This is a genomic window from Niastella soli, from assembly GCF_017742245.1.
GTDB lineage: Bacteria > Bacteroidota > Bacteroidia > Chitinophagales > Chitinophagaceae > Niastella > Niastella soli.
Genome location: NZ_JAGHKO010000001.1, coordinates 2252551 through 2264289, shown reverse-complemented (window position 1 = coordinate 2264289; position 11739 = coordinate 2252551). Strand labels below are relative to the sequence as shown.

At 41.9% G+C, this 11739-nt stretch carries 10 protein-coding genes; 2 read left to right on the top strand and 8 right to left on the bottom strand.

The annotated features are described in order from the left end of the window. Window positions 1-41 precede the first annotated feature (41 nt). The 8 genes from J7I42_RS09505 to J7I42_RS09470 all read right to left on the bottom strand — a co-directional run bounded on the left by J7I42_RS09505 (window position 42) and on the right by J7I42_RS09470 (window position 9017). Window positions 42-755 carry an SDR family oxidoreductase gene (locus J7I42_RS09505; protein WP_209138536.1) on the bottom strand — a complete coding sequence of 238 codons (714 nt, stop codon included), beginning with the start codon at window positions 753-755 and terminating at the stop codon, window positions 42-44. Between the two features lie 32 nt (window positions 756-787). Beyond that, window positions 788-1528, bottom strand: coding sequence for a hypothetical protein (locus J7I42_RS09500; protein WP_209138535.1), 741 nt, complete (start codon window positions 1526-1528; stop codon window positions 788-790). Window positions 1529-1677: 149 nt separating this feature from the next. Continuing rightward, window positions 1678-2178 (bottom strand): hypothetical protein, encoded by a 501-nt coding sequence (locus J7I42_RS09495; protein WP_209138534.1) that lies wholly within the window; start codon window positions 2176-2178, stop codon window positions 1678-1680. 102 nt (window positions 2179-2280) lie between these two features. Beyond that, window positions 2281-2601 (bottom strand): VOC family protein, encoded by a 321-nt coding sequence (locus tag J7I42_RS09490; RefSeq protein ID WP_209138533.1) that lies wholly within the window; start codon window positions 2599-2601, stop codon window positions 2281-2283. Between the two features lie 599 nt (window positions 2602-3200). Then, complete coding sequence (locus J7I42_RS09485) at window positions 3201-5597, bottom strand: ABC transporter permease (RefSeq protein ID WP_209138532.1); 2397 nt, start codon at window positions 5595-5597, stop codon at window positions 3201-3203. A gap of 557 nt (window positions 5598-6154) precedes the next feature. Next, window positions 6155-7006 (bottom strand): VOC family protein, encoded by an 852-nt coding sequence (locus J7I42_RS09480; protein ID WP_209138531.1) that lies wholly within the window; start codon window positions 7004-7006, stop codon window positions 6155-6157. Window positions 7007-7068: 62 nt separating this feature from the next. Then, window positions 7069-7827, bottom strand: a complete 759-nt coding sequence (locus tag J7I42_RS09475) for an AraC family transcriptional regulator (RefSeq protein WP_209138530.1) — start codon at window positions 7825-7827, stop codon at window positions 7069-7071. 143 nt (window positions 7828-7970) lie between these two features. After that, a complete protein-coding gene (locus tag J7I42_RS09470; protein WP_209138529.1) occupies window positions 7971-9017 on the bottom strand; it encodes a sigma-54 interaction domain-containing protein in 1047 nt (348 codons plus the stop codon). 732 nt (window positions 9018-9749) lie between these two features. Here J7I42_RS09470 and J7I42_RS09465 point away from each other — a divergent pair. Together J7I42_RS09465 and J7I42_RS09460 are read left to right on the top strand one after the other, a co-directional pair. Further along, window positions 9750-11024: an epoxide hydrolase family protein gene (locus J7I42_RS09465; protein ID WP_209138528.1), complete on the top strand. Its 1275-nt coding sequence runs from the start codon at window positions 9750-9752 to the stop codon at window positions 11022-11024. Between the two features lie 38 nt (window positions 11025-11062). Further along, window positions 11063-11734 (top strand): isochorismatase family cysteine hydrolase, encoded by a 672-nt coding sequence (locus tag J7I42_RS09460; protein WP_209138527.1) that lies wholly within the window; start codon window positions 11063-11065, stop codon window positions 11732-11734. The last annotated feature ends 5 nt before the right edge of the window (window positions 11735-11739 follow it).

Here is an 11739-nt window from a genome sequence, read left to right as displayed (position 1 = left end):
CGATTGGTAAATTTATCAAGCCATTCTTCGTTCAGTCCTAATTATATGACATGGTCTTTGGGCAGAATCATCAATTTAGGAATATTTACATTTTGTGGTTGATTAATTATAAATTCAATTGTTTTAACAATATCATCCGTTGTTAAAGGTTCTCTTATGTTCATACTTTCCCGTGGATGAACCTCCCAGTTATTGTGAAGTTCAGTCATGACTAATCCGGGCTCAATACAGGATATCTTAATGTTAGTACCTGCTAACTCCATCCGCAAAGCTTCCGATAATGCCTCAAGGGCATGTTTTGTTGCAGCATATGCACCGGCAGTTGGTCTGACTTTTGTTCCCAGAACGCTGGATATGTTTATGACATGACCAAAGCCTTGTTGTTTAAATCTTTTTAACACACTATATGTTAATCGAAAACTTGCTTCTATATTTAAGCGGATCATTGAAACCATTTTTTCAATGTTAAGATCTTCAATGGTGCCAACTTCCAATGTACCGGCGCAATTGAATAAATAATCACATTTACCATACTTATCCCATATGTAACCTTCTAAAGAATGTTGAAAGTCGGGTGAGGTAAGGTCCCCTGGCAGTACATCAACGTTCGGTGATTTTAACTCAGTCAAACGCTCTTCACGACGCGCTGTAATAATCAGTTGATAATTTTCAGAGGTCATAAATGATTTTGCAATTGCCAATCCAATTCCACTACTGGCGCCTGTTATCAAACATACCTTCCTGTTATTCTTCATATTTCTAAATATTAAGCTATAGATCTGTTGCTTTATATCTTTTTGCCAAAGAACGATCGTTTCAAAAAGGAATAACCCCACCAGTCACAATCACCATCTGTAGTTTCCAGGTTCCAATATTTACTTTTAATTTCATACCTTTCTTCCGTGGTGCAACCCATCTTCCAGACTATACTTACTTCATTTTCAAACCTCTGAAAATCCTGGATGTTTTGAGTGGTTAAAACCATAGTTTTTATAAGCCCCCACCCTTTTATTATCATTTTCCTTTTTGTTCTATACAACACGGTATCCTCGTAGAGCCGGGCAACAAAATTGTCACCTTCTTTACGTATTAAAATTTTCGAATTGAATGAACTCTCACATCCCTGGCTTTCCAAGTATATTGAAATTGTGTCCTGGTCCTGAAGTTTCGCTAATGTATTCTTAGAATAGTTCAACACAGAATCCGCGCAAAGTCTAATTGAATTAGTTTTCTGATCTGTCAACCTGATCTGTTTAACAACCAACTGGCGGAATACATTTCTATAAGCAATTCTGTAATCAGCAACTGGGGTATTAGTAAGCTTTATGGGAAACCGTTTTGCCCGAACACTCACCCTGAATGCAAGCGTATCTTCCGGTAGTCTGTAAAAACTTACCGAATCGGTATCAATCCCGTAAAATCCATGCCCCCCCTCCCTACAATCACCTATAGATAGTAAAATAGTGGTCGTTTGTTGTGCCTGTCCAAAAGAGCATACAAATAAAAACTGAAGAATGAGAACTGTCAAAATGAAATGTCGCTCGAAAACGAGTGTCAATTTACTATATGCTTCTTTACAAATTTTCCTCATTGCATTTCAGGGGGTTAGGTTAGAGTACAAAACCAGATAAAAGTTAAACGGTGCGCATTAAACTTATCATTTGCTGTTTTCCAATTTTACTCTTTGCTTTCATAAGTTGTATCTATCCGCCATGGTAGTTGATCGTTTTCTTCAAATTCCATAAAAGTCTCCTCAGATTTTCTCAAAGTTGCATTTTGTATTCCAATGCCTGTCAAATAAGACCGGAACTCCTCTTCAATCAAAAACATTTCTTCTGTTTTGTGTTTAGGAATTAATACAACCCAAAGATTAGGATAATAATTCCCGGCATAAAAACATTTAGAGTTACATTTTATAACAATCACAGAATCTATCACATTAATGCTATCAGCATTTGCTGCATTTGGTTCATGCACCTCATGATAATTAAAAGTTACCTTCCAGTTATCTAAATTATCATAACTTATGGCACGATAAGGTTTTATCAAAGGCAGAATCCTTTTTTCGGCCCCGCGTTTGGTACTGTAAAAATCTTTTTTTTTCTCTTTTATCCCACAACTTATTAAAACAAACAAACAGCAAACTACCAGCGCATTTTTACTCGGCAAGGTGATCATAATTTTTTGCCAAATTGGTTAAAAGTTAAAGATAGGCCTTTGAAAGCAAGCAAAAGGTGCAAATAACAGACACGTTGTTTTACCTTTCTCATGTTATGAATTTTAATAAGCCTGCTGGGAAAGGCCGGGCACGATCTTTTCGATGTCAAACTTTCGCATTTGCATAAACGCCTGGGCTGCTTTACCGGCCTTGTTGGGATCGGTCATGAATTTTCCGAGAATAGTAGGTAGTACCTGCCAGGAAACCACAAATTTATCTTTTAACCAGCCGCACCTGCTTTCTGTCGGAACAGCCTTTCCGTACAGCGACAGTTGATTCCCCTTGTTCGTGGTGGTACACAATAAGGCCGGCATGCCGTTGGTAAATATAGGTAGGTCTTCAGGCGTAGGGGGATCAGCACTACCCGCGACAACTATCTTCAAAAGAAGCTTCGAAAGATACAACCGCAACTTTATAATTATACCCATGCTTGCTGTTGCCTATCTGATAATTCAAAACAAACCTTATACTTTCCCTCATTTACTTCAATTAATATTGATTTTGCTGTCAGCTATAACGCTCGGGGCTATTTATGTTAGTTTCCTGAACGACGCCACGAATGTTGCAACGGCACAAATGCAAGTTGAAAAAATCTGAAATTAAAATTATGAATAAAAAAATTGCTTATTATACCTATGAACTATACCTCTATAAGTTATTCAAATTCCAACTTACAGCAGCGAATAACACCATGTTAAAAAAGCGTTGTGTTCAAACCCCGTTTTCTTTGGAAATATCCTCCTGAAGTTCACCATTCGCAACACAAAAAAAATCCTCAGAAAGATAATAAACAGATAGCAAAAGAAAAGCCTGGTACTCTTATATCAAGTATTTCCCGTGAAAGATCCCTCCCACCTGGTGAACCCAATATGAATTTGAATAGCAATACGATCGATCAAGGGAAAACCCGGCCCAAAGGGGATACAATTTGGAGACATTAACTTACTGGCAGGCATCGCTAACGGAAATCACTATAGTTCGTTTATTCGCTCCTTAAGCTTTTTACAGGGTTGGCAATGGCAGCTTTTATCGCCTGCATGCTCACTGTGATAAGAGCAATAAAGAGTGAAGCAATGCCCGCAATTACAAATACCCACCCAGAGATGTTTATCCTATAGGCATAATCCTGTAACCAGCGATCCAATACAAGCCAGGCAATGGGCCATGCAATAAGGTTGGCAATCAGTACAAGCCTCATAAACTGTTTTGATAACAATAAAACAACACCCTGAACAGATGCTCCTAAAACCTTGCGTATCCCTATTTCCTTAAATCTTCTTTCTGCAGAATAAGAGGCAAGACCGAAAAGACCAAGGCAGGAAACAATGATAGCCAGTATTGCGAGTGTGCCTACAATAGTACTTACCTGTGAATCTGCCTTGTATAATTCTTTGAAATGTTCATCTAAAAACCGGTATTCGAAAGGCACATCCGGGCAATTTTTTCTCCAAACTGATTGAATAAACGAGATCGCTTCCTTCGGCCGGCCGCCATTTATTTTAACTGACATATTAGCAAAGCCCCAATCATTTTGATTAAATATAAACAGGGTCTCAATTTTGTGATGGAGTGAATTGAAATTGAAATCTTTTACAATCCCCACAATTGTTCCTGAGGAATCAAATCCAAACTTCTTTCCCAATAAAGATGAAAATTCAGCATGCGCATTATCTTTTAATAATTCCTTTGCCAGCAATTCGTTGATGATGTATTCCCTACCAACAGCGGATTTTTCCGGTGAAAAGTTTTTACCAGCAACCAATTGCATTTTATAAGTGGTAAGGTAATCATGGTCTACAATTAACCTGGTAGCTCCCAATTGTCTTGTTGGACCATCTCCTTTGAATTGAACACCTGATTGATCGAGATGACTGCCTAAAATATCCTGTGAAGCTGTAACAGATGTGACCAATGAATTTTGAAGCAGGTCTTTTTTCAAAGCGTCAAATTTCCTGTATCCGCCGCGGTCGAATGGTATGGTAACGATCTGTTCCTTATCAAAACCTGTTGGCCTGTTCTTCATAAAGTTTAATTGCATCAGCACAAAAACAGTTGCGATAATTAAAAAAATAGCACAGGAAAATTGACCAACAACCAGCATGTTTCTCAGCAAGCCTTTGTTTTTTCCAACCTGCACAGAACCCTTCAGCACTTTTACCGGAAGGAAAGATGAAAGATAGGCTGCAGGATAAAGTCCAGAAATTATTCCAACAACGATGGTGCCAGATAAAATTGAAAGCAGCAGCTTATAGTTTGTAAGTAATGGAAAATGAAGATCCCGTTGACTGAGTGTTTTCACTGCCGGTAAAAAAATAAAGACAAGAACGACAGCTGCTATTAATGCCAGAATGGAAATCAGTACCGATTCCGAAATAAATTGAAATGATACTTGCCAACGCGCCGCTCCAAGGGATTTGCGTACACCCACTTCTCTTGCTCTTTCAGCAGAACGTGCTGTGGAAAGGTTTATGAAGTTGACACAGGCAATAAGCAGTACAATAAGCGCAATTATGAAAAAAATATTGGTGTAACGCCTATCAAATTGATGGTAATTAAAATTATCGAGACCAATATCTGTTGCACCTGCATGTATTTCTTTTAAAGGAAGAAGGAATAGCTGATAACTATTTACATTATCTGCAGATAAATGTTTTTTTAGGTAGTCCGGAAATTTTTTTTCCAATGCAGCTACATTGCTGTTTGGAGCAAGCTCCAGGTAGGTATTCAACCAGTTGCCACCCCAGTTATCCATCCAATTTGGGCGGGCAATGGTGCTGAATGGAACAAGTGCATCAAACTGTATTTGGGAATTTGCAGGAACATTATTCATCACTCCGGTTACGGTAAGGAGGGTGGTATCATGATCATAGCTGACAAGCGTTTTCCCGAGTGGGTCTTCTTTTCCAAAGATCTTTTCAGCTGTAGCCTGGGTAAGCACAATACTGTTTTTCTTGTCAAGCATCTGATGACGGTCGCCTTTTGCTACCTTAAAATCAAACAGGGTAAGAAAAGTGGAATCAACAAAGCAAGTATTATCAATATAAATCCTTTTCTCGCCATAATTCAACGGTATCTTCTCTGCCCGGTTAATGCGGGTGTAGTTCTTTATTTCAGGAAATTCTTCCTTCAGGGTTGGCCCCATTGGAAACATAGACAGGGCAACTTTTTGTGAGGAAACCATCCCCTCAAACTTCTGTACCTCATTAAGTCGGTAAATGTTTTTTATATGAAAATTGTCGAAGCTTCTCTCATAAGCAACAAAAAGAAGGATCAGGATACATACGGCAATACCGATTGCAAGTCCGGTTATGTTGAGAAAAGAATACACCCGGTTTGCCCATAAATTGCGCCATGCCGTTTTGAAATAATTTCTGAACATATGTTTAGTTGAATCAGGTTTTGAATTGTCTTGGGATCCTCGATACACCTTTTCGTGTTTTCTCTGAAAAACATGCCAAATAACAAAAGTTTGATTCTCTATAATTTATGAATAATGATAATAACAGAATGTACGTTTTTGATACAACCAATGACTGTTTTTGATATAATCCCTTCAGGTAATAATTAACGGCAGGAGGTTTACCATTGCTTTACTTACGCCAGTTGGGTTTGACAAATATGAAATCATTTACACGTTTATATCAGCCATATATAATGTCTTCCCTGGCGGGCAAGCACAAGTATTTTTTGAAGCAAAAAATAATGGAATGATCTCTAATTGTGGATATATCAATGATGGCTGTGCGCGGTTATTTCCCGATACAGAAAGTGTGGGCCATTGACTATTATTAATTCTTAAATCTAAGAAAGGTACAGAATGGCCCTTTAATTGCCTATACAGATAACGTAGCAATCAAAGACGCCATCCCGTTTGATGCGAGGCACCCAGGCCAATTGTATGAAAACTCTTACTTCCCAATACACCTTTTCCAAAATTTATACAAGCGTTGCCTGCACAATCTTTTCAATGTCAAACTTTCGCATTTGCATGAACGCCTGGGCTGCTTTACCGGCCTTATTAGGATCTGTCATTAATTTGCCGAGAATAGTAGGTATTACCTGCCAGGAAACCCCAAATTTATCTTTTAACCAGCCGCACCTGCTTTCCTCACCGCTTTCCGTTAATTTTTCCCAGTAGTAATCTATTTCTTCCTGCGTGTTGCAATGAATTGTTAGAGAAACGCCTTCGTTAAAAGCAAATTTGTGCGCATGAGCGCTTTCCATCAGCATAAACTTCTGACCATTGAGGGTTATTACGGCATGCTTTACCTTTTCCTCTTTATCGGGTTTTTCATTTTGGGAATAGCGGAGTATCCCATCTGTACCTGAATTTTTAAATATGGAGGTATAGTGCTGGATGGCCTCTTCCGCATGGCCATATTGATCTCCAACGAACATCAAAAAAGGCGTGATCTTTTGCCCCACAGCAGCTACTGTTCCCAGGGTAACCTGCCAGGAAATGCCAAACCGGTCGCTCACCCAGCCGTATTTTTCACTCCAGGGATATTTATCCAAAGGCATCAGTATAAAGCCTCCGTTGGATAATCCTTCCCAGATATTTTTTAATTCTTCTTCCGTTTCGCAGATGTAATACAATGAAATGGATGGGTTGGGTCTGTACATCGGACCGCCATCGAGTAAAGTAAAATGCTGTCCGGCTATCTCTATTTCGGTTACGATAGGTGACTGCAACATTATTTTTGCACCGGGAATTAATTTGCAATACAAAGCGGCGGCTTCTTTTGCCTGGTTATCAAACCATAAGCAAGGCGTGATCAATTCTTTCATACATTATAAATTTCGTGTAAAGATGGATCAGCCACAAAACATGGCCTTGTACAAAACCGACATTATTTTTTCTTCAGTCCAAATTGCAGGTAATCATTGGGTGTGGTTTCTGTAAATTCCTTAAAAGAACGGACATAGTGGCTTTGATCAAAATAACCGTTTGCATAGGCCACATCGGTCAATTTATCAAACTGGCCGGACTTTAACTGGTAAAATGCTAACTGGAACTGACAGATCCGCCGGTATTCGCTGGCCGTTATGCCTACATATTTTTTAAAGATCCGTTGAAATGTTCTTTCTGTGAGGTTGAGTTCCTGCAACATTTGACCCAATACATCAGCTTCTGGATTTTCCAGTATTTTGTCGGTAGCATACCGGATGATCGCACATTCCCGTTGGTTGGCTGTCACCTGAGAAAGAATAAACTGGTGCAGCACCTCCATTTTTTCGGCTGTTGATTGAGCATAGGTCAATTGGATGGTCAATGCCATTGCCTTTTGTGGATTCCAACGATTCAACCCGATGACTTCATTTTTGAGTTGCTGAGCAGATAGCTTAAATACAGGACCAATGGCAAATGGTTTGAAGAAAAAAGCGATCAGGGTGGCATTACCCCATTCAGCCCATCTTTCTGTAGGAACGGCCTTTCCAAACAGCGACAGATGGTCTTCCTGGTCCAGGGACGTACATAATAAGGCCGGCATGCCATTAGTAAATATAGGCAGGTCTTCGGGGGCTGGAGGATCGTTACTATCCAGGACCAGGATACTCTGAATAACGTCTTTCAAAACCGGGTCTATGTTGTTATACCACCGTTGCATACAGAAAATTCCTTTCCACTAATTTACCGAAAGTACAGACACCATGCCTATTTGCCAATACAGAATTTACACATTACTAATTTTCAAACGTTTGTCTATCAAAAGATACAAATAACGGCTATGAGTAGTTCTTTAGAAATTAACTATGAATTAGTATTATCAAACACATTTGGATCCTTAATCTCATAGTGAATTTTTCGGATTCCGAACCGTTTCAATTTTGAGTTTAAAGTACTAGGAGGGACTCCCAGCACCTTAGCTGCTCCGTCAAATCCTGCTACCTTTCCTTTACAGTATTTAAGTATCCTAAGGATATGCTCCCGCTCATTTTCCTCTATCGTCTTAGGCTGAAAATCATTATCAGAAATCCGTTTCACGCTGCTTTGCCGACGCGTACATAAATACACTTGCCGCAGAACATCATCTTCTGCCAATAAGATGCTTCGTTCGATTACATGCTCCAATTCCCGGATGTTACCCGGCCAGTCGTAATTAAACATCTCTTCGAGCGCCGAGTCGCTTATCGCGGAAATATTCCTGCCGATCTTTTTCGACAGCTTTTGAACAAAAAAATTCGCCAGTAGCGGGATATCCTCCCGCCGGTCTCTCAGCGCTGGCAACCTGATCGGAAATATATTCAGTCTGTAAAATAGATCTGCCCGGAATCTTCCTTCTTCCACTTCTTTTTCAAGATCCCGGTTCGTGGCAGCAACGATCCTGACATTCACCTTCATCGTAGTCCTGCTGCCTATCCGTTCTATTTCCTTTTCCTGCAAAGCCCGAAGCAACTTCACCTGTAGTTCCAAAGGCATCTCCCCTATTTCGTCAAGAAAAAGTGTTCCTTGATGTGCCAGTTCGAATTTTCCGATCCGACGCTCCATAGCCCCGGTAAAACTGCCCCTTTCATGACCAAACAATTCCGATTCTACCAGGTTCGCGGGCAAAGCTGCACAGTTCAACTGGATCATCGTTTTTTTCCCACGTGACGAACCTTCGTGGATCGCGCGGGCCACAAGCTCCTTCCCTGTACCAGTTTCTCCCAGCAGTAACACAGTACTATCACTGGGTGCTACAATGGAAATAAGTCGTAAGATCTCTTTCAGCTCCGGACTCTGGCCGATAATTTCCTGAGCAGGTAGACGGTTCTCATTTCCTTCCTTGTGTGTGAGTTGTTCTTCCTGAAACCGCATAGTCGCAAAATTTAGAGGCCCAATCCGGGTTTTGAATACACTATTATCATTAAAGAATGTCGGATAAAACAGGTAGGGCCAATCTTGTAAAGCTTTTACTAATTGAATTAAACAGTTGGCTAAAAAGGTACTCTTCTCAGTGGGACCAGGTGCTAACTAAAGTGTATTGAAGTGGTTCTTACAGGCCCCAGATTATCTAAAAATAAACCTGCGTCTGCCAGAGCAGAATGTTGAATGAGGCTTCGCTTTCTCATGTGACAATAATTAAGCTGTAAAAATACGAGTTTAGCAAATACTTTTTTCTCTCAAGAACTACCATTCATTAAACTGTAACAGCAATCCCCATCTGTGTTTTCTGATGTATTCCAGAATGATTTATTCTTAAGTGCTATTCTAATGATCCACTTGTGTTTTATTTTGAAAAGCTGAAATCGGAACTGGCTTGTTACAAAACAGCATTGCGGAATGAATACCATAAAACATATCGAACAAAGAGTCATCCATTTAAGGGCTACATAATTTGGTCAGCATTGTCACGCGTGAGAAAAAGTATGGTAAACCTTTTAGAACGTAAAATTTATCGAAGAACATCGAGAAATGATTCATCGTGTTTGGTCTCGCCATTTTACGAAGAGTCGCGAGGCATTTTCTCTCGTTTTTCATTGAAGCTTTTGATTGTAAGCATGTTAACAAATGGCACGAAATTGCTTTTCAATTAGCAAACACTATACAATGAGAAAAGCTAAGAATCTACTGGCCGCTGGCGCCATCGCCATGCAAAGTGCCTCAGGCATCGCCCAGCCTCACCAACCTGTATCACCAAAATCCGACGAATCTCTTCGTCCATTCACGGTACATATCTCCAATACGAAGCTAACGGATCTACGCAAACGCATCCTCGCCACCAACTGGCCCGACCGGGAGACTGTCAATGATCTATCCCAAGGCCTCCAACTCGAGACGATGAAGACCCTCGCTAACTATTGGGCCACAGGCTACGATTGGCGTAAGGTAGAAGCCAGGCTTAACGCCGTTCCTCAATTCATTACCAACATCGACGGCGTCGACATCCACTACATCCACGTTCGGTCAAAACACAAGAACGCCATGCCTATCATCATCACGCACGGCTGGCCCGGATCAATTATCGAACAAATGAAGATCATTGCTCCACTCACTGACCCCACAACCTATGGCGGAAAGCCAGAGGACGCCTTCGATGTGGTGATCCCATCGCTGCCCGGTCACGGCTTCTCTGGCAAACCCACCGAGCTCGGCTGGGATCCCGTCCGCATAGCCAAAGCCTGGATCGTCCTCATGAAACGACTCGGCTATACGAAATACGTGGCCCAGGGTGGTGACTGGGGCGACGCAGTAACCGAACAAATGGCAGTCATCGCCCCTCCGGAATTGCTCGCTATCCATACCAACATGGCGGCAACACTTCCTGTTGAGGTCTCAAAAGCGCTTGCCACCGGCGGCCCGGCCCCCGATGGCCTGTCCACCCCCGATGAAAAACACGCCTGGGAACAACTCGACAACTTTTGGAAACACGGTCTCGGCTATGCGTCTGAAATGGCAAACCGTCCACAGACTCTTTATGGACTCCATGATTCACCCATAGGTCTCGCTGCATGGATGATGGATCACGACATCCGCAGCACGGAACTCATCACCCGCGTCTTCGCTGGCCACAGCGAGGGGCTCTCCAAAGACGATATTCTCGATAATATCACACTTTACTGGCTGACGGGCACCGCCGTCTCTTCGGCCCGCCTCTACTGGGAGAACAAACTGGCTTTCTTCGATATCAAGCACATCACCATCCCGGTTGCGGTGAGCGCCTTCCCGGACGAGATCTATCAGGTCCCTAAAACATGGGCCGAGAAAGCCTTCCCACATCTCATTCATTACAATAAACTGGAAAAAGGTGGCCACTTCGCCGCATGGGAACAACCGATGGTTTATACCGCCGAGATCCGTGAATCCTTCCGGTCACTCCGATAACATATCTCGTTAAAACAATAAAACATAAATATTATACAATGAACACATTCAACACGCAGTCGCTTAAAAGATACGGCGGCTATCTGCCACATCGCACCGGCATTCTCCTCGTAGATCCCTACAATGACTTCCTCCACCCCGAAGGCAAAGCCTACGGCCGGTCCAAAGAGGTCATCGAAGGTGTTCATCTCCTGGACAATATGGAACGCGTGATCCAGAAGGCCCGTGAGCTCCGCATGCAAGTATTCTTCGTTCCACATCATCGCGCGGAACCCACCGATTTCAAGAACTGGAAATACCCCAATGCCTTACAGTTGCGCTCACATGCGAATCAGGTCTTTGCCAAAGGCACCTGGGGAGGCGAGTTCCACGAACGTTTTCAACCGACAGCCGACGATGTCATTATAAAAGAACACTGGGGTTCCAGCGGCTTCGCCAATACCGACCTGGACGAACAACTCAAGCAGCACGATATCGATCGGGTCATCCTCATTGGAATGATCGCCAACACCTGCATTGAGGCCACCGGCCGCTTTGCCATGGAGTTGGGTTATAACGTTACCCTGGTAACGGACGCCACTGCGGCCAACTCGTTCGACAACATGCGTGCAGCCCATGAGATCAATGCACCTAACTATGCCCACTTCATACTCACTACTGAAGAGGTGATTGAGTTGCTCAGTCAGAAAGAGGTTACCGTTAATAAATAAACCTT

Coding starts and splice junctions, on each gene's coding strand:
- J7I42_RS09505 (WP_209138536.1), bottom strand. CDS start 755: ATGAAGAATAACAGGAAGGTATGTTTGATAACAGGCGCCAGTAGTGGA.
- J7I42_RS09495 (WP_209138534.1), bottom strand. CDS start 2,178: ATGATCACCTTGCCGAGTAAAAATGCGCTGGTAGTTTGCTGTTTGTTT.
- J7I42_RS09485 (WP_209138532.1), bottom strand. CDS start 5,597: ATGTTCAGAAATTATTTCAAAACGGCATGGCGCAATTTATGGGCAAAC.
- J7I42_RS09480 (WP_209138531.1), bottom strand. CDS start 7,006: ATGAAAGAATTGATCACGCCTTGCTTATGGTTTGATAACCAGGCAAAA.
- J7I42_RS09475 (WP_209138530.1), bottom strand. CDS start 7,827: ATGCAACGGTGGTATAACAACATAGACCCGGTTTTGAAAGACGTTATT.
- J7I42_RS09470 (WP_209138529.1), bottom strand. CDS start 9,017: ATGCGGTTTCAGGAAGAACAACTCACACACAAGGAAGGAAATGAGAAC.
- J7I42_RS09465 (WP_209138528.1), top strand. CDS start 9,750: ATGAGAAAAGCTAAGAATCTACTGGCCGCTGGCGCCATCGCCATGCAA.
- J7I42_RS09460 (WP_209138527.1), top strand. CDS start 11,063: ATGAACACATTCAACACGCAGTCGCTTAAAAGATACGGCGGCTATCTG.